Origin of the sequence: Acinetobacter sp. YH12241 (genome assembly GCF_013417535.1) — a bacterium.
Taxonomy (GTDB): Bacteria; Pseudomonadota; Gammaproteobacteria; order Pseudomonadales; family Moraxellaceae; genus Acinetobacter.
Window position 1 is genome coordinate 1 of the sequence record NZ_VPDQ01000024.1, and the last position, 21,718, is coordinate 21,718.

Consider the following 21,718-nt stretch of genomic DNA (forward strand, 5'->3'; position numbering starts at 1 on the left):
CAATTACGCAAAATAATTCGGTACTATTAAACATCGGGACTAGAGTTTTAAGTTTTGTGTGGTAACTCAACTGATGGCTCTAGTCCTCTTATTTTTCAAGTCAATTTTTTATCCGCGATTCGGGTTAAATATAAAAAGATCAGTTAATTTCTGCAGTTATCTAAACAGCTCCTCATAAGCCAGATCAGGTCTAATTCCTGAAATTATGTATAAATTGAACCATATGGGATTTATTCATATCAGCGAATAAGCAAAGACAGCTGACAGCCGACACCCTCAAAATTCATGATCTATTTTTGCAATCTGACGCAATTTCCCTTAAAATATGCAACTTGCTGTAGTGATGCACGGCAGTCAATGTATTGAATTCTCATTACTTTGATTTTTATCAAGATATATAAGCATCTCGGAGAAATCGAATGGCTTTAACAAACGCAGATCGCGCAGAGATCATTGCTAAATTTGCTCGCGCTGAAAACGACACTGGTTCACCAGAAGTTCAAGTAGCTCTTTTAACTGCTCAAATCAATGACTTACAAGGTCACTTTAAAGAGCACAAACACGACCACCATAGCCGTCGCGGTCTGATCCGTATGGTTAACCAACGTCGTAAGCTTCTTGACTACCTAAATGGTAAAGACCACGGTCGTTATGTTGCATTGATCGGTGCTTTAGGTTTACGTCGTTAATTCGATTTAAACTTTATTTTCGGGTTTATTGCATGCCTTATGCTTTACAGCTGAAAACTAAAGTCGGTTTAGCCTTTGGCTAGATCAGGGGAAGGGGCGAATGTTCGCTCCTTCTTTGTGTTTAAAAATAGTGTTTATTTCTGGTGAGGTCGGCTTCTAAGCTTTGTCATTTACCCGTCCATTTGGACGTGAATGCCAAACCTTAGGGGTCTCCACTAGAATAAAATCAGGAAAAAATAAAACATGTCGATGTTTAATATTGTTCGTAAAGAATTCCAATTTGGCCAACATCAGGTTGTCCTAGAAACAGGTCGTGTTGCGCGTCAGGCCAATACCGTATTGATTACCATGGGCGGCGTAACTGTATTAGTTGCTGTTGTTGCTCAACCAACTGCTAAAGCAGGTCAAGACTTTTTCCCACTGACTGTTAACTATCAAGAAAAACAATATGCAGCTGGCCGTATTCCTGGTGGTTACGGTAAACGTGAAGGCCGTGCATCTGAAGCTGAAACGCTGATTTCACGTCTGATCGACCGTCCAATCCGTCCATTGTTCCCAGAAGGTTACTATAACGAAATCCAGGTGACTGCGACTGTTGTATCTTCTGACAAGACTATGGAAGCTGACATTGCAGCAATGCTGGGTACTTCTGCAGCACTTGCGATTGCAGGTACACCATTCCGTGGTCCAATCGGTGCGGCACGTGTGGGTCTGATCAACGGTGAATACGTTCTAAACCCAAGCTTTGAACAATTGAAAGAAAGTGATCTTGATCTTGTCGTTGCAGGTACGGAATCTGCAGTACTGATGGTTGAATCAGAAGCGAAAGAACTTTCAGAAGACCAAATGCTGGGTGCAGTATTGTTCGGTCATGATGAAATGCAAATCGCGATCCAAGCAATCAAAGAATTCGCGACCGCAGCTGGTGCGAAAGAATCAACTTGGATTGCTCCTGAGAAAAACGAAGACCTTCGTGCAAAACTGAAAGAAGCATTCGAAGCGAAAATCTCTGAAGCATATACCATTGCGGTGAAACAAGACCGTTATGCAGCACTTGATGCACTTCAAGCAGAAGCGCTAGCTCAGTTCGTTCCAGAAGGTGACGAAACTGGTCTTGCTGATGATGTAAACGAATTATTTGAAGATCTTAAATACCGCACCGTACGTGACAACATCCTGTCTGGTAAACCACGTATTGACGGTCGTGATACTAAAACTGTTCGTGCCCTTGACGTACAAGTTGGCGTATTAGACCGTGCTCACGGTTCTGCATTATTCACACGTGGTGAAACTCAGGCATTGGTCACTACTACTCTGGGTAATACTCGTGATGCGTTGATGGTAGATACCTTGGCTGGTACTAAAACTGACAACTTCATGCTTCACTACAACTTCCCTGCATATTCTGTAGGTGAAACAGGTCGTGAGTCTGGTCCTAAACGTCGTGAAATCGGTCATGGCCGTCTGGCTCGTCGTGGTGTTCAAGCCGTGCTTCCAGCAGCTGACCGCTTCCCGTACGTAATCCGTATCGTATCTGACATCACTGAATCTAATGGTTCATCTTCAATGGCATCTGTATGTGGTGCTTCTCTATCCTTGATGGATGCCGGTGTTCCACTTAAAGCACCAGTTGCGGGTATCGCAATGGGTCTAGTGAAAGAAGGCGAACGTTTCGCAGTACTTTCTGACATCCTGGGTGATGAAGACCATCTTGGTGATATGGACTTTAAAGTAGCGGGTTCTGCTAACGGTATTACTGCGCTGCAAATGGACATCAAGATCGAAGGTATTACTGAAGAGATCATGGAAGTTGCATTGAACCAGGCTTATGCAGGTCGTATGCACATCCTGAACGCGATGAATCAAGTAATTTCACGTGCTCGTCCAGAAATTTCTATGCACGCGCCGACTTTTCAAGTGATCAACATCAACCCTGACAAGATCCGTGACGTGATTGGTAAAGGTGGTGCGACTATCCGTCAAATCACTGAAGAAACTAAAGCTGCGATTGACATCGAAGATAACGGTACAGTACGCGTATTTGGTGAAACTAAAGCTGCTGCACAGGCTGCGATTGCAAAAATCCAGGCACTGACTGCTGAAGTTGAGCCAGGCACAATCTACACAGGTAAAGTGATTCGTATCGTTGAATTCGGTGCATTCGTGAACATCCTGCCAGGTACTGACGGTCTGCTTCATATTTCTCAAATCTCTAACGAACGTATTGCCAACGTGGCTGACGTATTGAAAGAAGGTCAGGAAGTGAAAGTACAAGTTGCTGACGTTGACAACCGTGGTCGTATTAAATTGACCATGAAAGACATCGAACAAGCATAATTCGATTACTTTTAAGTCTGAAAAAGCCTGCATCATGCGGGCTTTTTTATTTGGACAGATTCTTTATTTAAGAACCGAAATCATTTAATAATCACATTGTAGATAAAACGGATGATTAAACCTTATATTGAAACATTCTTGGTTGAGAAAGCTGTTCTCATTTAGGTAAGCGGATCGGCTTCAGAGTTTTTCAGCATGCGATAAATCTCGTCTTTCAGTTTTAGTTTTTTGCGTTTAATCGCATCGATATCATCATTGATATGATTGACTGGATCGAGTTCAAGCTGGCTAATCTGTTTGTCCAATTCACTATGTTCCTCAAACAGTCGGGCAAAGTACGGATTTTCCTCACGTAATTGCACAATTAAATCACGGTATTCTGGGAACATATATTTGATCTTTTTATTGCAGTCTTTGGTTTTCATAGGGATATTTATCACTCAAAAAATAAAAGAAAAAAAGCAAAATATGCCCTAGTCCGCATTGATCTAACTCAAGCAGACCGGACATTAAAACGCATTACTTGAAATGCAGATGTTTCACCTCACGACGTAATTCCTGCACTTCATCAATGAGATCCAGCATCATGGCAACGGCACTAAAGGAAGCATCAAAATCACGCTGCAAACGGTAAGCCCGTTGTGCTCGAGTAATATCTTCCCCGAGGAAGGTACCAGGATGCGTTTTAGAACGGTTCGGCAAAATTCCATGTTCAATGAGTTGCATCACCCATTCCGGACTTTGGCCACATGCTTCAGAAAAGTGGAACAAATCAAAGGTACGATCATCCATGATTTCAGAGGGGATATAACCGTTGGAAAAGTTTTCTCTATATTGAATTGTAGTCATAGCTCTACTCCTTAAACAGCCAGGCTTGAGACATTCAGAAAGGAAGGTCGTCCTGAAGTAGGGGAATGCCATAATATTTTATGGCCGCTGCGCTGTGCCCTAACGGTATGAGATGCTAGTTGAACCAGCATCCTGCCTAGAAGAGGAACTCCTATCCTATGGAAATCCTGCTTGAACCTGAACAGCTCAGTCTGAGCAGGGAAACAAAGATCTAGGCGGGCATCTGTTTTTATAGTTTTATCTGTCATTTGCAAACCATCCGCTGTTTGCAACACACATTTACCCATGCCTATGAATTGAGGAATACATGTCGCATGAATACTCCGTTTCAGAGTCCTTAGCAGATTGAATTGCAGCTGAAGATAGATCATTGTGTGAATAAAAAATAACCGTCTTCAATTCATTATTATGAGTTTGCGCTAAGGGAAACAGTTTTTATTTGTACTTAATTGTTTCAAATCATAACCATTAAAAAAGCCCCTGAAACAGGGGCATGGAAAACTGACAAAAATTAGTATTTTATCCAGGTCACACTGCGTCCGATAACCGAAACGCCTACATAACCACGCAGGGTCAGGCGTTTGCCATTGGCGCTTAAACGTGCTTTACCTTTGTAAACTTTACCGCTGATTGGATCAAGTATCTTGCCATCATGGAATTCGCGAGGTTTTTTGGGGTCTGCCTTAAAATCCCAGATAAATGGCAAGCCAATAAATGGTTTATTCTTAAGCTGTCCTGGACATTTGCTACAGATTCCCAGTCTTTCTGCACCTGGCAGGCTACGGGTTTCTACGATAATTCCCTCATAGCTGCCATCTGGTTTTTTACGGATTTCGACATCAGCACGAGAATAACCGGATTGATCATCGATAGTCTTCCATTTCCCCAGTAGTGGATCTTCAGAAGCAAAGCTTAAACCTGCTGCTGTTGCCAATGTGATCCCCATCATTAAGCGACTTAAAATTTTCTTCATAACATGCCTGTTGATCAATGATTATTCGTATTAGATTTATTACTCTAATTTATTCATAAAATGTAACGAAATCAATAGCACAAAATGTGATGAGATTGGCATAAAATTAATGAATTCATGTGAATTATCACATGACCTAAAATAAAAAAGCTCCTAAGGAGCTTTTATTAATACTCTGAATTCGAAACTAGTTTTTAATCCAGGTCATATTGCGTCCGACCGGTGCACCTTCAGCACGACTATGAATGGCAAGATGCCTGCCATTATTTTTCAGGCGGGCACGAGCCTGATAAAGCTGACCAGAAACTGGGTCGAGCAGAGTGCCGTTAATAAATTCATTGCTATGCTCGGGATGACTACTCAGTCCCTTAAGCATCGTCAGTCCAATGAGCGGCTGATCCTTCAATGCGCCTTTGCATAGGGTGCAAGTCTGCTGTCGAGCTGCCCCTGGAATCTCACGAACATGCACAATTTTGGCAATATAGTGATTCTGAGCATCCTTACTAATCACCACATCTGCCAGGGAATAACCAGTACGGTCATCAATGGTTTTCCAGTGGCCAAGTAATGGGTCACTGTTGGCGAAAGCAGATAGACTGATGGTGCTTGCTGCTGTAAGAATGATAGAACAAAGCAGTTTGAATCTCATTGCCACATTACCCCATGCTATTGAAAATATATTTAACTTCTTAAAGGCATAAAAAAATTATGGGATTAATATAGCGTGAAAAATACACTAAATACCAGTCAATAATCACATTAAATTAAGAAAAATGAATATGAGTTAAAAATTACGTTCATTCAGCATGATGAGAATGAGTAAGTATTTACGTGATAAGGAATGGGATAAAGATAATGATTTTAAGCTGTCCAAGCCTTTGATCTGGCCAGACAGCTTACAGATGAGAATTTATAAAAACATGAGATTTACTCGACTTTCACCCAAGACACTGTACGTCCGAGCATGGGTGTACCTACATAGCCACGAAGCGTTAGCACATTGCCTCGGGAATTCAGCGTTGCCTTACTTTTATAGATATTGCCGGTTAGTGGATCGAGAATTGAACCATTAACGAATTCATTTTTCTTTTCTGGATTTGGTTTTAGACCTGATAAGACAGATAGACCCAGAATAGGTACGTCTTTCAGTGCCCCCTTACATTTAGAGCAATGGGTATGTGCGAGACGATTTGGAATGGCATGGATACGAACGACTTTCCCCTGATAAGTACCATCATTGAGTTTACTGATTTCAACATCAGCACGCGCATAGCCCGTTTTGTCATCAATGGCTTTCCATGTCCCCATGATTTCGGCTGCATAGCTGAAGCTCTGCGCAGCACATAACATCACACCCATTAAATATCGAAATTTCATTTAAAATCTTCCACTTATTTTTTTTGATTTTTTACTTTGAAAATACCGTTGATCTTCTGATTCTATCGGTGTGCAAATTTTAATCATGAGGCAAGCTTGAAATTAAGTACATTTGTCTTTTTTTTATGAGGAATTTTGGTCAATATTTTATGAAAATATAAAATGAAAAAAGCACTCAATATTGAGTGCTTTTTTTGAGTCGAGCAGGGGCTGTTATTAACTGAGGTGTTCACCAAACAGGCTCAAAGCTTCTTCAGCCGTAAAAATATAACGGCTATTACAGAACTGACAGTCCATCTCAATTGGATTCTGGAATTCTAAAGTTTCACGAACCGATTCTACACCAATCTGCTGTAAGGCAATCGCACAACGTTCTTTAGAACAGGTACAGCCAAACTGCAAATGTTCTACTTCTGGTAAGCGCACTTCTTCTTCGTTATATAAACGATAGAGAATTTCATTGGCCTCCAGAGTGACCAGTTCTTCTGTTTTTAATGTTTCAGTCAGCATGGTCAGACGTGGCCATAAGTCTTCATCGACACGGCGTTGTTCTTCTTCACTGTTACGCGGTAGCAATTGAATCAGCAAACCACCTGCACGGTTGTTGTCACTGGCCAGCACGATACGTGTAGGAATCTGGGCAGACAGGTCATAATATTGCATCAGACAGCCAGCCAGATTTTCCTGATCAAGCGGAACAATACCCTGATAACGTTCACCAAATTCAGGCTCGATATTGATAAACAGCACTGGATTAGTCAGTGATTTTAAAACTGTGCTGCTATCTTCTGCTGCCTGAAAGTGTGGATCTTCTTCGTAATCCGCCAGTGCACGTACTTCACCGCGATGGTTACATTCAGCCATTGCCCATTTAAATGTGCCTGAAGCCTGAATTTGTAGGCTGATACGCCCTTTAATTTTCAGGGTGCTGGCCAATAGTGCAGTGGCGCTCAGCATTTCACCTAACAGGATTTTTACTGCAGGCGCATAGTCACGCTGGGCCAAAATTGTTTGTAAAGCTTCTTCAAGATGCACCACTTCACCACGAACAGGGCTATCTTCAATAAAAAAGCGTTGGCGTAAATCAGACATAAAATTCTCCATAACCCTGCTTTAATGGTGGCATTATTGTAAAACACAAGTTATGCCAGATCATCTCTTATGGCATCAATTCCTGAAGCGTTGTTGTCCTGTTGCGTGTCCGTATCCTGTTCTGGTGCTTTTTTTAGCTGATCCTGAGCAAGAAGATGCTCCAGTTCTGCCAGTGTATTCCTTGAGCCTGCGAAATTAAACGGACTCTCCGTATCCGGATGAAATTGACGATTGAGCAGTTTCTGATCATGAGTATGAAACTCATGGATCTTTTGTTGCGCCTGTTCTTCAGACAGTCCGCTCAGCTGAACTAGCAGACACTGACTTAGTTCTAGTGCAGAAGCATAGGTTTCTCGCCAGATTTGTTCCACGCCCAGCTCCTGAAGTAAATGGACATGATGCCGGTTACGTGCCCGTACCCATAAAGACATGTCAGGATAATTTAAGCGCAGATGTCGGACGGTCAGCAGTGAATCTTCAATATCATCAATGGCGACAATCACATGCTGAACCGTATCCAGATGTGCCTGAGCTAAAGCCTCTGGCTCAGTCGCATTGGCCTGATAGAAGGTAATACCGTAAGAGGTCAGCAATTCAGTTGCTTCGATATTGCTGTCCATTACACTGAATTTTTGCTGCTGTTGCAGCAAAATACGGGCAATGATCTGGCCAAAACGGCCAAAACCGATTAATAAAATTGGTGTGGTATTTGGTGGAAGGCTTTCAATGTCAAAGGTCGCTGCCAAATGATTTTGCCGATCCAGTCGTGGCAGAATCTGGTTATGCAATAACCAGTAAAATGCCGGTGTGAGTAGCATGGATAAACTTGCCATCCACATCAATGGGGAGAGCAGGGTTGGAGTAACGATCTGCTGCGAAAGCGCAATGATGAGTGCCAGAAAAGCGAACTCACCACTTTGTGCCACACTGGCGGCCAGTAGCGTACTGTTGCGCCAACTATGCTGATAATAACGTGCCAATCCTAAGGTAATCGCAAATTTAATCAGGATCAGCGAAAGTGTTCCGGCAATAATCAATACGGGTTGCGTCAGCACATCGGCAAACTGCAATGACATGCCCAGACTGATAAAAGCCAACCCAATCAATAAACCGCTAAAAGGCTGCAGACTCTTTTCAATCGAAATCCGGAAATCAGAATCTGCCAGTAACATACCGGAAAATAATGCTGCCAGGTACAGATTCAGTCCCAGCGTATCCATCAGGACTAGTAAGCCCAAGAAAATGACAATGGTAACAATGCTATGCAATTCATGACGACCACTTTTGGCAATCCAGCGATAGAGCGGCTGCATGAAATAGCGGTTACATAGAAATAAGCCAGTAAAGGTAGCCATCATGGCAGCAAAATAAGCTATGCCATGTTCTGTTGAACTGACCCCAGCAAAAAGCGGAATCGCTGCAATGATAGGAATTGCAATCAGTGCATGAATCAGGGTGTTGGCATAAGCGGATTGACCATAACTGGTCGCCAGTTGTTGCTGATTATTTAAAAACTGGGTCACCAACGTCATGGCAGAGAGGCTGCCGGCCAGTCCGATGACAATGCTGGAAACCAGATGCTGATCGAGAAAGAACCAGGCCAGCAGGCTCAAAATCAGGGCCGTGCTCAGTACCTGTAAAATGGCCATAAACCACAGGGGTTGCCCAAGCTGAAGAATTCGTTGTGGTCTGAGTTGCAGACCAATCCAGAACATTAGGGCCAACAGGCTGATTTGAATAAAAGTCTGCATCACCTCAGGAGCAGAGATCAGCGCTAAGGCACTCGACCCAATGATTAAACCTGTCAGTAAATAGCCCAGCACTGTTGGCAGTCTGAGTTTATGGCTCAGTGGCACCATGAACAGTGCAATCGCCAGAACCAGCGCTATTTGTAACAGTATCGACATTTTTCCGCCTTAAATTTTATTTTCATCCAGTCTTAAAGTTGAGCCTTTATCAAATGAAGATGGTCTCAATATTTTAGCTGAGTTCTTGTGGATCGATATCCAGTGTCAGCTTCATATTGGATGGCTTATCCTGTAACAGGTTTTGCCACCAGCTACGGACATAATAATGCAAACGGGCACGGTCTGCGGACAATAGCACCATATGGGATTGATAGCGTCCGGCTTTGCGTTCCATCGGGGCAGGAATGGGACCCCAGATGTCCAGCACCAGATCGGGATATTGCCTGAGCAGGGCAGCATGTTTCTGTAAGAATTCGGTATTTTGTGCCTGATCTTTGGATTCACAGCGAATCAGCACGGCATAACGAAAAGGAGGCATCTGGGCGATTTGCCGTTCGGTCAAAGTCTGCTTGGCAAAAGCGCGGTAATTTTCAGTGACTAAGGTATTCAGCAGCGCATGATCAGGTCTTAGGGTCTGTAAATATACATCCCCTTTATGTTCCCCACGTCCTGCACGACCTGCGACCTGTACGATCAATTGTGCTGTACGTTCTGTGGCCCGGAAATCAACGCTAAGAAGACCAGAATCGATATCCAAAATTGCAACCAGCGTGACATAAGGAAAATGATGGCCTTTGGCGAGCATCTGCGTGCCGAGCAGAATCGCAGGCTCACTTTTCTGAATCTTGTCATAGATCTTTTGCCAACTACCGACCCGGCTGGTTGAGTCGCGATCGACCCGGATCACTTCAAAATCTGGAAAAAGCTCATTCAGATGTTCTTCAACTTTTCCAGTCCCCATGCCTAAAGTGGCCAACTCCTGATGCTGGCATTGCGGACACTGTTCAGGCATACGATGAATGGTGCCGCAATGATGACAATGCAGATGTTGATAAGGTTGCCGGTGCACAGTGAAATTGGCATCACAGTTCGGACACTGCGCCTGCCAGCCACAACTGCCACAAATCAGTACGGGCGCATAACCACGACGATTCAGGAAAATGAGTACCTGTTCTTTTTTAGCCAGGCGCTTTTTGATTTCTTCAATCAGATGCAGGCTGATGCCATGCTGCTTTGGCGCTACTTTTAAATCCAGAATATGGATTTTCGGCATTAGCGCTGTACCCGCGCGTTGATTCAGTTCCAGTACCTGCATTTTACCTTGCTGCACCAGTGCATAACTGTCAATGCTGGGTGTTGCCGAACCCAAGAGGACTGGACATTGCTGTAAATGTCCCCGGTACAATGCCACATCACGGGCATGATAGCGAAAGCCTTCCTGCTGTTTAAAAGACAGGTCATGCTCTTCATCCAGAATGATCAAACCCAGATTCGGCATCGGTGTATAAATCGCAGAACGGGTGCCAAGCACAATGGAAGCTTTACCGGTTTCAGCGGCTTGCCAGGCTTGTAAGCGTTTACTGTCATTCAGGCCAGAGTGAAGCAGGGCAATATGACAATGGAAACGGGACTGAAAGCGGCTAATCGTTTGTGGCGTCAGTCCGATTTCAGGTACTAGTACCAGTACCTGCTTGCCCTGTTTAAGTACTTGTTCCATGATCTGAAGATAGACTTCAGTTTTGCCGCTGCCAGTCAGGCCATCAAGTAAAAAGGCCTGATATTGCTTGCGGTATTTCAGCACTTGCTGAATCGCATGCTTTTGTTCCGGATTGGCCGTTAATGGCATCTGGGCCAGTTGTACAGGTTGCGGGCTAAAATCCTGTGCTTCCAGTACACATTCGCAAATCCCTTTTTTTTCGAGCGCTTTTAAAGTCGCTGTTTCTATTCCGGCCAGATTTAAGAGATTCTCAGTTGTTCCCACCGGATGTAGTTTTAGAATCCGATAGGCTTCCTGTTGCCTCTCGGAACGGCGAACCTTGGCTTCAGCCTCATGATCCAGCAATTTCCAGTTTCGGGCCAGCAGGTTATAAGGTTTGCCCTGACGCAATAAGGTCGGCAAGGCAGTCTGGATCACTTCCCCGATAGGAAACTGGTAATACTGTGCTGACCAGGTCAATACACTTAAAACCTGGGAATTGATAATGGCACGGTCATCTAAAAGCTCGGTAATTGCTTTCAGTTTGAAACTGGGATCAATCGGAGCATCTAGCGGTAATTTTTCAGTAATCACGCCGACCAGATTTTGCCGGCCAAAAGAAACCGCGACTCGGGCACCCACTTCTGCCTGCTGATATTGTTCCTGACTCAAGCTATAGTCAAAACAGTCAAACAGATGCACCGGCACTGCAACACGAACACGATAAATAGGGGCAGTAACGGGAACAGAATTTGGCATAGTAACAGAGTGGGTCCTGATGAAATTTCGTCGTGCTCAAAGTTCAGTTATGTTAGAGTGAGCAGATAATTTATATTGAAGAATATGAATGATTTTGATGGTCTGACGCAACAGCGTTAAGCAAAATTTTGGAAAATTAGAGCATTACAATGCCTGCATATCAGTTTACTGCGCTTGACGCTTCAGGGAAGCAGCAAAAAGGCGTGCTTGAGGGGGATTCAGCACGACAAATCCGGCAACAGCTTCGGGATCAGGCGCTGATTCCGGTCTCTGTAGATCCGGTTGAGAAAAAAGACCAGCACTACCGTCGCAAATGGTTTGAAAAAAGCATTACTGCTTATGATTTGGCTCTTATGACCCGACAACTCTCGGTACTGGTCGCTGCCGCAATTCCGCTGGAAGAAGCCATTCGCGCCGTCGGCAAGCAGAGCGAAAAAGTTCATGTGCAAAATCTGCTGATGTCAGTACGTTCTAAAGTGCTGGAAGGACATAGCTTGGCTCAGGCGCTACAACAGTCTGGACGTTTTCCAGAGCTGTATATTGCCACCATTGCGGCTGGTGAACGTTCTGGTCACTTGGACCTGATTCTGGATCAGTTAGCTGACTATACCGAAAACCGTTTTGCTATGCAGAAAAAGATTCAAGGGGCGATGATCTATCCGATTATTTTGCTCTTGATGTCTTTTGCAATTGTGATGGGCCTGATGACCTATGTAGTACCGGATATCGTCAAGACCTTTGATCAAAGTAAAGATGCCTTGCCTTGGATTACAGTGACTTTAATGAAAGCCAGCGATTTTATCCGGATCGCGTGGCCATTTTTATTGATAGGGAGTGCGGTAGGTATTTTTCTTCTGGTACGGTTTTTAAGAACAACGGCTGGGCATTATGCTTTTGATCGTCTGACTCTGAAACTACCTTTATTCGGAAAATTATCACGTGGCATTAATGCTGCCCGTTTTGCCAGTACTCTATCGATTCTGACTCAGTCTGGTGTGCCATTGGTGGATGCCTTACGCATCGGGGCAGCGGTAAGTAATAACTGGGTGATCCGGGATTCGGTTAATTTGGCTGCTGAAAAAGTCACTGAAGGCGGGAACCTGGCTACCCAGCTGGAACGTAGTGGTTATTTCCCCCCGATGATGGTACAAATGATCAAAAGTGGTGAAGCCTCGGGGGAGCTGGATCGTATGCTGGAACGGGCATCGACCATGCAGGATCGGGAAGTGACCACACTGATTTCGACATTACTTGCGCTTCTGGAGCCGCTGATGCTGGTACTCATGGCCAGTATTGTGCTGGTAATTGTGATCGCGGTGATGCTGCCAATCGTCAATATGAATAATATGATTTAAATAACATGTGTAACGTCTACGAAGAATTGAAAGTGCCTGAAACTTTCTAAAGATGAATGAGAGATATTGAATGAAAAGGAATCCAAATCAAGCCAAAGCCCCTTCAACTACAGCTGTTAAACCTACCGTACGTGTGAGCCAGTTACGTGCCCATCGTGCCTCAGGTTTTACCCTGATTGAAGTAATGGTGGTTATTGTTATTCTCGGTGTGCTTGCGGCCCTAATTGTTCCAAATGTAATGGGACGCGGTGAAAAGGCTAAAGTGGATACCACAGTCATCAAATTGCAAAGTATTGCGGGTTCACTGGATCAATATAAGCTGGACAATGGCAAATATCCAAGCATGCAGGAAGGTGGTCTGGATGCGCTGGTAAATCAGCCGGCAACAGCGAAGAACTGGCTCCCAGGCGGCTATGTGAAAGGTGGTTATCCAAAAGACAGCTGGGATAATGACCTGCAATACGTGATTCCGGGAACTAACGGCCGTGCCTTCGACTTGTATTCTTTTGGTGCTGATGGACAGGCGGGTGGCGAAGGAACTGATGCTGATATTTATTACCAACCTTAACTGATAATTATTATAAATTAGTAGGTTATTGAATATATCACTTCACTTGATTGATTGTTTCAATATTGGGTGAAGTGATAATAACTCTCAATCATAAAATATAATATAAATAACTGAATTTAATGCTATTACTATAATATTGATGATTTGATAGTTATAATAAGAATTATTCCCATATTTATCTATTACAATTATCGTAAAATGTGAATAAATATAGACTTTCTATTTACAAAAAATAGCTCATAATATTCTTAATGGCCCTTTTTTAGCCAAAGGAGAATGGTATGAAAGCATTAATATTGTCGGATGAAATAAACCAGTTTCATTGGTCGATGCTGAAATCTGTTCTTTTGGTTTTAAGCATTCTTCCAGCCAGCCAAGGAATTTTGCATTTATGGCAGACCACTGAAGGCAGCAGCCAGATTATGGTGGGTTTCTTTGCCATTAGCATGATGAGTACCTTATTCGTACTATGCTTCTGGTCAGCATTAAAAGCATCTGTCGTGCAGTTTAAACAAGAACAGGCTTCTGCATTTGAAAACGGTATTGTACAGATCTATCGTTATATTCCAATGTTGTCACTGGCGAGCATGTTATCTTATCTGGTGATCCAGTTTTAATAACATTCTTAATAAATATATAGATAAAAAACGAGGCATGAACCTCGGTTTTTTATCGCCCCTCTCTTTTTAAAAGAGGGGCTTTTGAGAGAACTATCTTCTAGACTTAAAGCTGATATCCACTTTACGTGGGCGGAAGCGCCAACCTAGTAATAAGAGCAATACGGAGAAAATCAGCACTGGCCAGTCGCTGAGTTTCATGTAGAGCGTTTCACCCTGCATGGCGGGTAGCTCACCGCGGAGTATAGCTTCTTTATCCATAGGTGCACGTTTCACAATATGGCCATTGTGGTCGATGAACGCAGTTACCCCAGTATTGGTAGCACGAATAAACCAGCGACCATTTTCCTTGGCCCGCATTTGTACCATCTGTAAATGTTGCTGTGGACCGGCAGTGCCAGTAAACCAAGCATCATTAGATACGGTCACCAGAAAATCGCTTTGGCTGGCATTACGACGAGTCAGGTTTGGATAAGCCACTTCATAGCAAATCGCTGCACCTAAAGGATGGTTTTTCACATTTAATGGTTTCTGGATATCCGCACCACGCGAGAAACCACTCACCGAAGGGTCGTTTTGCAGAGCTGGCAGTACCCAGCTGAGTGCGCCAGAAAGTGGAATATATTCCCCAAAAGGCACCAGACGCTGCTTCTTATACAAACCACTCGACTCATTACCGGTCGCCATGATGCTATTGTAATATTTTGGCGTGCCTGCTTCCTGTGACTCAGCCAGATCCCAGAACGGAATACCTGTGACCCAAGCTGTTCCAGATTTTTCTGCCTGAACTTTCATGGCATCCAAGAAAGGTTCGATGTCGGTCTGGAACATCGGAATCGAAGATTCTGGCCAGACAATTAGGTCACGTCCCCATTCAGTCTTGCTCAGATTGGCATAGATCAGCAGAGTTTTTACCTGATATTCAGTTAACCATTTCAGGTCCTGAGGAATATTGCCCTGGATCAGAGAAACGGTGAGCGGCTTTTCATTTTTTTCTTGCACGAAAGTCAGTTGTGCAGCACCCCAGGCACCCAATAACAAGAGTGCAGAAGGCACGATCCAGAAGACCCGTTTACTTAAGATTTCAACCAGCGCACAGGCCAGAACAATCACTACAAAGGACACCCCAAATACACCAAATAAAGGCGCATAGGCATCCAGATAAAGCTCAGTAAAAGCGTAACCTGCAAATAACCATGGGAAACCGGTAAATACCCAGGTTTTGGCCCATTCAAAGATCACCCAAAGTGGTGCGAAGGTAAGAGGTGTTTCTGGGAAAAATCGACGATAAATGAAAGTCTGAAGCGCAGTAAACAGTCCCATGACAATCGCCATGATCAGGATCATGATTACGCTCAGGAAAGAACTGGTATCGCCATACACATGAATAGAGGTATAGAGCCAGAATGCACCCACAAACCACAATCCAATCCCATAAGCCCAGCCAATGCCAAAGGCCTGTTTCGCACTACGACCACGGACGCAAGCATACAATAAAGCAGGAGACAGAATCGCCAGCCACCAGTAATGATAAGGTGCCAGTGCCAGGCTAAAAATAGCGCCGGCAAATAAGGCAATCAATACAGGATAAATTAAGGCTAGCTGCTTTTGCTGCTGGGCTGGATTTAATAGCTTATCGAAATATGCTCTCATTGGCGCACAGCTCGAATTAAACGAATAGAACGTGAATCTGCCTCAAGAATGGTAAATTGCCAGTTTTCCAGTTCAATCGTCTGACCTTCCAAATCATTTACCAGACCAATTTCTTGTAATAACAAACCGCCCATGGTTTCAACTTCATCATCGGAGAAATTGGCATCTAGCATATTGTTAAAATGCTCGATTGGCGTCAGCGCTTGTACTACCCAGGTATTGGCTGTCTTCGGGTCTTGATCCGGAACAATATATTGTGCTTCTTCATCCGCAATATCATGTTCGTCTTCAATTTCACCCACAATTTCTTCGAGAATATCTTCTAGGGTCACCAGACCTGAAGTTGTACCGTACTCATCAATCACTACCGCAATATGAGTCTGGGTATTTTTCAGCATACGTAGAACCTGATCCGAACGTGCACTTTCCGGCACAAACAGCGGCTGACGCATCAAGGCACGAATATCGACTTTGGAAGAAGGCTCGGTCAGGAAAGGAAGCAGATCTTTGGCCAGTAAAATACCAACTACATTATCCGGTTGATCCGATGAGAACACAGGGAATCGCGAATGCGCAGATTCAACTAAAACATGCAGAATTTCCAGAAGTTGGTCATCTTCCTGCAAGCTAATCATGGACGTTCTTGGCGTCATGACTTCACGAATTTTGGTGGCTGGCAGATCCAATACGCCTTCCAGCATTGCAACAGTATCGGGTTCTAAAAATCGACGTGAATCTTGTACTAATTTTAGCAGTTCGTCGCGAGTTTCGGGTGCAGTTCCCAGCCATTTACGTAAGCCGCGCATACCCCACGACGGGCCTGATTCCTCGTGCATGATCTTTCCTAAAGACTCTTAATATCTAAAAAAACGTGATTTTATCATACCGCAGAAAATACGCTTGTCTATTGTAATTATGCTGCGCAGACTTGATCGCGCGGGTCAGTATGGTTTTGTGAATTGGTTCAAAGCGCGGGCTGCAATGCGATAGCCACTTTATGCTAAAATAAGGCTGATCTTGAATTCCTGAGTCTGTCGATGTCTGAAGCCGAAATTACGCCAAGCCTGCAATTGAATACCCGTGGATTACGCTGCCCTGAGCCAGTCATGATGTTGCATCAAGCCATCCGTAAGTCTAAAGCTGGTGATGTAGTTGAAGTTTTTGCTACGGATAATTCGACCTCTTGGGATATTCCAAAATTTTGCATGCACCTCGGCCATGAACTGCTACTCCAAGAGGAGCGTCTGGATGAAAATGGCAATAAAGAGTTCCATTATCTGGTGAAAAAAGGCGGTTAAGAGATTTTTTGGGCAGATGAGTGATTCATTTGCCCATATTGTTGAAAGATTAAAATGAAAAGAAAGCTATTTTTTTTGAATACTTGATCTGCTTGAAGTTCCTGACTTTCAGAAAATAAAAATTTGATATTCAAGCCTCTTCCAGAATTACAGTGATGAATCGGAACCATGGCCAGACCAATGAATCTAGGCTGGATATAAATAATTCACTATAATGCCGCAAAAATATTTATAACAATTAAAAATGATAAAAAATCATATCGCTCAAGTATTAGAGCAATTGGGTCTTAGTGCACAGAAGCGTGCTTTGCTTGTTCAGTTTTCCCATCAAAAACTTAATTCTGAAGTTTTTCTGCAACGTATTGATGGCCAACATGTCCTGAATCAGGGACTAAAAATTGAGCTGATTTGTGTGTCGACTAATGCCTTGATTCCCCTTAAAGAATTTATTGGAATTCAAGTAGCGATAGATCAGGTCACGGATCAAGGACAGTTATTTCGCAGTTCCGGAATTATTACTGCAGCAACTCAGGGACAGAGTGATGGTGCATTAGTGCTTTATAAACTCACCCTGGAAGATGCAACGTCGCTATGGCATAAACGCCGTAATAGTCGTGTGTTCATGGACAAGAGTGTCCGAGAGATTACTGAAATCTTATTCAAAGAATGGCAGGGTAAGAGTCCATTATTTGCGGCTGCACTTAAGCTGGATTTATCCGGTTTGCAGCAAACTTATGATGTGTGTCCTTTTACTATGCAGTTGAATGAAAGCGACTATGACTTTTTAACCCGTTTATGGCGTAGTGAAGGGATTAACTGGCTGATTGATGAGTCTGAGCTTATAGTTGTACATTCATCTGCACAGATTGCAGCGCAAAAGCTTAGATTAGTTGATGATAATAGCCACTACCAAGCTTTAAGCCGCAGAGCGATCCGTTTCCATCGTTCCAGTGCTACTGAACAAGAAGATAGCATGACCAGTTTTATTGCAGAACGACAGTTGCAGCCGACCGCTGTACATATCCAGCGCTGGCATGCCGGTCGCTTGAATCAGGAAGAAGGCATAGGTTCAGTACAAAGCAAGCACCAGCAGAGTCAGGTTCAGGATAATGCCAGCCTGGCATTGGAACAAGGCTGGAACATCAGTCCGGCATGGATCACTGATCTCAGGCATGCAGATCAGGCAACTCTAGCCTCGGATGCACAAATCGAGAAAATAAACCAAAATTTGCAGCATTTCTATGATGCACAGGCCAAACAATTTTTAGCAACATCCACGGTACGTGATGCCCAAGTGGGTTACTGGTTTCGGCTGGATCAGCATCCTGAAATTGACCAGCATCCAGCAGTAGATAAAGAATTTTTAATCATCTCTAGGAAATTTTATAACCAAAATAATTTGCCTAAAGACTTAAATGAGCAGGTTCATGCTTTAATTCAGCAAAGCTGTTGGCAGATGACAGAATCCAAGGACGCAGGTGAGCGTCAGGCCAACCAGCTAGTCTTGCAACGTCGCCATATTCACTTGGTTCCTGAGTATCAACCTTTATTGCAGCGGCCACAGGCCTATCCGCAATGCGCCAAGGTAGTCGGGCCAGAAGATGAAGAAATTTATGTGGATGAATGGGGGCGGATCAAAATCCGTTTTCTGTTCACTCGTCCGGATGACCATGCTCACGATGGTGGCGCAGGCAGCAATGACAGTGATACAGATTCAGCCTGGGTAGATGTTCTGACCCCGTGGGCAGGTATAGGTTATGGGGTCCGTTTCTTGCCACGCATTGGTGAAATTGTGGTCGTCGACTTTTTTGATGGCAATATTGATCGGCCTTTTGTGGTAGGTCGGATTCATGAAGGCCAACGTTCTCCGACGAAGTTTGATCAAAAAGGACAACTACCAGATACCAAAAAACTCAGTGGTATTCGCTCGCAAGAAGTACAGGGGCAAGGCTTTAACCAGTTACGTTTTGATGATACGACTGGCCAGATCAGTATACAGTTACATAGTAGTCAAGCTGCCAGTCAGCTCAATCTGGGTAACTTAAGTTATTCAAAAGAACAGGCTGAAAATGAAGGACGGGGTGAAGGCTTTGAACTTAGAACTGACCAATGGGGTGCAGTCCGTGCAGGTAAAGGGTTATTGATTTCGGCTCATAAACAGCAAGCCGCAGACGGTTCACATATGGATGCTGAACCAGCGAAAAGCCAGCTTGAATCAGGCTTGCAGATGAGCCAGGCGCTAAGTGATGTTGCTAAAAACCAGCAAACTGATCCGCTTGAAATCTTTGAAAATTTAAAAAGCTTTATTGAGAAAATTGAACAGCAAGATCAAGACAAGGCAGCTGCCTTTAAACAGGCAATTATGATTCTGACAGCACCAAAATCCATTGCGCTGAGTACCCAGCAGGATATTCATTTGTCTGCGGAGGGTCAAATTAGCCACCAGTCAGCGGACAGTATTAATTTAAGTTCGCAGAAAAATATTATTGGGCATGCCTCTTCTAAAGTCAGTCTGTTTGCAGCCCAACAAGGCTTAAGAGCTTATGCCGCAAAAGGCAAAGTTGAACTACAGGCGCAAAATGATGGGATGGATATTATTGCACGCAAAGGTATCAAAACTATCTCCACTGAAGATCAGATCGAAATTACAGCAGCGAAGGAAATTGTTTTAACTGCGGGCGGTTCTCAAGTTGAGATCAGTAGTGCCGGAATTTTGCCGATGACGGGTGGTCAGTTTGAGATGAAGGCAGGGCAGCATCAATTTTTATCAGGAGAAAAGGTAATGCATGATATTCCCTATCTTCCTGCCTCACATAATAGTTCCTATATTTTAGAGTTCGATATGCGACATAAAATAAACAATAAATTATTAGAAAGCTCTCCAATTTTTAGTCTTATTGATTCTAAGGGGAATGTACGAACAGGAGAGGTTCCCAAAGATGGAATTATTAGAATTACCTCAAAAAATAAGGAAGAAAAATATACGGTTATGGTGCATAAATATGATGCAGAGATATCGGAGTTAGAAGAATGACTTATACGGCTCGTTTAAAAGTATCCTGTGATAATAAAGACCTTTTATCAAAATTAAGCTATACCTTACTAAATACGACAACTCAAAAAAGTTATGGAGGAAAAATTGATCCGAATGGTTGTACCAAAATCTATAGTTGCAATAAATTAGATTTAATCTTTGTAGAGTTAATTTTAAATAATTCAAAAATTGCCAGAGTGCGTGTTCCCGCACTAGAAAATGGCGAATTTAATAAATCGATATATAAATTAAAATCAACTACAGGTACAACAAAACAAGCAGAATCAAATAAAGTACCTGTTAAAGTTAAAAATGAATTAGAAATAGCACTTGAAGCCTTACATGGTACAGCACTTTACTTTAGTAATAACTTTTTAGATCATGATAGCTCCTTAAGAATTGCTTATATGAAAGCAATTAAAAAAATGAGTCATGATTACTTAAAGGATGTTGAAAATGGAAGAATGACTGTAAAAGATGCTTCGAAAGAGGCTCATACATTAAGAAATGATATCTTAGAACAGACCAGGAAAAAGAATTCTCCAATCGCGTTAGCAGTATCACAAAAAGAAAAAATAGCGGCTAAAAGCTTAGATCAATTCTTAGAATATTATGCATTGAAATTAAAAGATCCTGATAAATGGAAAAGACTGAAAGATCAGTCAAGACAAACCTTAGATCATTATGTAAAAGCATCAACAGGTACAAGAAATTCATATTTTCAGGCGCTTTCAACAGCAGATAAAAATAAAGTTTTTTATAGTGTAGTTAAAGGATCAGGGGCATCCCATGGAACTTTTGATAAAGCAGCAAAGTATATGAAACCACTAGGCAGAGTAATTGTCGTTATTTCAATTTCCTATGCTTGGTATGAGATTTTTTCAGCTGAGAATAAAGAAAAGGAATTTTATAAAGAAGCCGCAACCATAGGCTCAGGAGTGGCAGCTGGCGCTGTGGGTGGTGCTATTGCAGGAGGAATTTGTGGCCCCGGGTCTCCCATATGTTCAACAGTAGGTGTAATAATTGGCGGTCTAGCGGGAGGGTATGGAGCATATAAATTAGTTGAAGCTTATGATGAAGAGTTGGAAGCTTTTACAGAATGGACTTTATTTTAATTCCAGTAGGTAGCCTGTATGTTTAAGTTTTTAAAAAGGTTAGTAAGAAAAGAAGCTAATAAAAATTTAGATACGAGTAATTATAAAACTAAAATTAAAAATTTTAGCTTAGAGCATGATCAGATTGTGGGCGTAAATATAGATGATGTAATAATAAAAATACCTTATATAGACATAGTAAGGATATCTATTATGGTTTATGGGGAAGATTTACTCCCTCAACCAATCTGGACTGTGCAAACAATAAAAGACATTATTGATATACCGAATGAATTAAATAATACTGATAAATTATTTTTTGAGGTTCTTAATAAAAAATTAGATGGTTACAACTCAATTCAAACCCAAGAAGAAATATTAAAAGCTATGAATTGTACCCATAACAGCCTATTCCATATTTGGCAGCGCCATGATGCAGATAAAATATTTAAATCTATTAAATACTAATTTTTTCTTGTACAAAAAAATTAAATGATGCGTATTTCATAATCTTATAAATATAAAAAAGCCTCTAAAATAATTAATTATTTTAGAGGCTTATGCAAGCTAATTAAG

General features: G+C 42.6%; 19 protein-coding genes. 9 read left to right on the plus strand and 10 right to left on the minus strand.

What is annotated here, in order from left to right; translation table 11 throughout:
* The first annotated feature begins 419 nt into the window (after window positions 1-419).
* Both rpsO and pnp read left to right on the plus strand, forming a co-directional pair.
* A complete protein-coding gene (rpsO, locus tag FTV18_RS12045; RefSeq protein WP_004637724.1) occupies window positions 420-689 on the plus strand; it encodes a 30S ribosomal protein S15 in 270 nt (89 codons plus the stop codon).
* A gap of 249 nt (window positions 690-938) precedes the next feature.
* A complete protein-coding gene (gene pnp / locus FTV18_RS12050) occupies window positions 939-3,026 on the plus strand; it encodes a polyribonucleotide nucleotidyltransferase (protein WP_180018250.1) in 2,088 nt (695 codons plus the stop codon).
* Between the two features lie 161 nt (window positions 3,027-3,187).
* Here pnp and FTV18_RS12055 read toward each other — a convergent pair whose 3' ends face one another.
* The 8 genes from FTV18_RS12055 to FTV18_RS12090 form a co-directional block, all read right to left on the minus strand.
* Window positions 3,188-3,451: a YdcH family protein gene (locus FTV18_RS12055; protein ID WP_004781728.1), complete on the minus strand. Its 264-nt coding sequence runs from the start codon at window positions 3,449-3,451 to the stop codon at window positions 3,188-3,190.
* A 94-nt stretch (window positions 3,452-3,545) separates the two neighbouring features.
* Window positions 3,546-3,875, minus strand: coding sequence for a chaperone modulator CbpM (locus tag FTV18_RS12060; protein ID WP_004781729.1), 330 nt, complete (start codon window positions 3,873-3,875; stop codon window positions 3,546-3,548).
* Between the two features lie 511 nt (window positions 3,876-4,386).
* Window positions 4,387-4,848 carry a DUF2147 domain-containing protein gene (locus tag FTV18_RS12065; protein WP_180002540.1) on the minus strand — a complete coding sequence of 154 codons (462 nt, stop codon included), beginning with the start codon at window positions 4,846-4,848 and terminating at the stop codon, window positions 4,387-4,389.
* A gap of 187 nt (window positions 4,849-5,035) precedes the next feature.
* The gene (locus FTV18_RS12070; RefSeq protein ID WP_159123421.1) at window positions 5,036-5,497 is read right to left on the minus strand and encodes a DUF2147 domain-containing protein; all 462 of its coding nucleotides are present in this window, start codon (window positions 5,495-5,497) and stop codon (window positions 5,036-5,038) included.
* Between the two features lie 278 nt (window positions 5,498-5,775).
* Complete coding sequence (locus tag FTV18_RS12075; RefSeq protein WP_180018219.1) at window positions 5,776-6,225, minus strand: DUF2147 domain-containing protein; 450 nt, start codon at window positions 6,223-6,225, stop codon at window positions 5,776-5,778.
* Between the two features lie 216 nt (window positions 6,226-6,441).
* The gene (hslO, locus tag FTV18_RS12080) at window positions 6,442-7,317 is read right to left on the minus strand and encodes an Hsp33 family molecular chaperone HslO (RefSeq protein ID WP_004781734.1); all 876 of its coding nucleotides are present in this window, start codon (window positions 7,315-7,317) and stop codon (window positions 6,442-6,444) included.
* A gap of 50 nt (window positions 7,318-7,367) precedes the next feature.
* On the minus strand, window positions 7,368-9,224 hold the full coding sequence (locus tag FTV18_RS12085; protein ID WP_180018221.1) for a cation:proton antiporter: 1,857 nt from the start codon (window positions 9,222-9,224) through the stop codon (window positions 7,368-7,370).
* A gap of 73 nt (window positions 9,225-9,297) precedes the next feature.
* Entirely contained in the window at window positions 9,298-11,520 is a 2,223-nt protein-coding gene (locus FTV18_RS12090) for a primosomal protein N' (protein ID WP_180018224.1), read from the minus strand.
* 149 nt (window positions 11,521-11,669) lie between these two features.
* Between FTV18_RS12090 and gspF the strand changes: the two genes are divergently transcribed.
* The 3 genes from gspF to FTV18_RS12105 all read left to right on the plus strand — a co-directional run bounded on the left by gspF (window position 11,670) and on the right by FTV18_RS12105 (window position 14,063).
* A complete protein-coding gene (gene gspF, locus FTV18_RS12095; RefSeq protein WP_034705070.1) occupies window positions 11,670-12,875 on the plus strand; it encodes a type II secretion system inner membrane protein GspF in 1,206 nt (401 codons plus the stop codon).
* Window positions 12,876-12,945: 70 nt separating this feature from the next.
* Complete coding sequence (gene gspG / locus FTV18_RS12100) at window positions 12,946-13,443, plus strand: type II secretion system major pseudopilin GspG (RefSeq protein ID WP_218945565.1); 498 nt, start codon at window positions 12,946-12,948, stop codon at window positions 13,441-13,443.
* Between the two features lie 284 nt (window positions 13,444-13,727).
* Window positions 13,728-14,063, plus strand: a complete 336-nt coding sequence (locus tag FTV18_RS12105; protein WP_034705833.1) for a hypothetical protein — start codon at window positions 13,728-13,730, stop codon at window positions 14,061-14,063.
* A 93-nt stretch (window positions 14,064-14,156) separates the two neighbouring features.
* Here FTV18_RS12105 and lnt read toward each other — a convergent pair whose 3' ends face one another.
* Both lnt and FTV18_RS12115 read right to left on the minus strand, forming a co-directional pair.
* Entirely contained in the window at window positions 14,157-15,716 is a 1,560-nt protein-coding gene (gene lnt / locus FTV18_RS12110; protein WP_159123415.1) for an apolipoprotein N-acyltransferase, read from the minus strand.
* Window positions 15,713-16,552 carry an HlyC/CorC family transporter gene (locus FTV18_RS12115; RefSeq protein WP_004781742.1) on the minus strand — a complete coding sequence of 280 codons (840 nt, stop codon included), beginning with the start codon at window positions 16,550-16,552 and terminating at the stop codon, window positions 15,713-15,715. Before FTV18_RS12115 ends, lnt begins: the two co-directional genes overlap by 4 nt.
* Window positions 16,553-16,753: 201 nt before the next feature.
* On the opposite strand from FTV18_RS12115, the gene tusA reads away from it, so the two are divergent.
* From tusA to FTV18_RS12135, 4 genes are all read left to right on the plus strand, one after another.
* Entirely contained in the window at window positions 16,754-17,014 is a 261-nt protein-coding gene (gene tusA, locus FTV18_RS12120) for a sulfurtransferase TusA (RefSeq protein WP_004781744.1), read from the plus strand.
* Window positions 17,015-17,258: 244 nt separating this feature from the next.
* Entirely contained in the window at window positions 17,259-20,048 is a 2,790-nt protein-coding gene (locus FTV18_RS12125; protein WP_180018227.1) for a type VI secretion system Vgr family protein, read from the plus strand.
* Window positions 20,045-21,163, plus strand: a complete 1,119-nt coding sequence (locus FTV18_RS12130; RefSeq protein ID WP_179991989.1) for a hypothetical protein — start codon at window positions 20,045-20,047, stop codon at window positions 21,161-21,163. The genes FTV18_RS12125 and FTV18_RS12130 overlap by 4 nt, the downstream gene beginning before the upstream one ends.
* Window positions 21,164-21,181: 18 nt before the next feature.
* Window positions 21,182-21,610: a hypothetical protein gene (locus FTV18_RS12135; protein ID WP_166134832.1), complete on the plus strand. Its 429-nt coding sequence runs from the start codon at window positions 21,182-21,184 to the stop codon at window positions 21,608-21,610.
* Window positions 21,611-21,718: the final 108 nt, after the last annotated feature.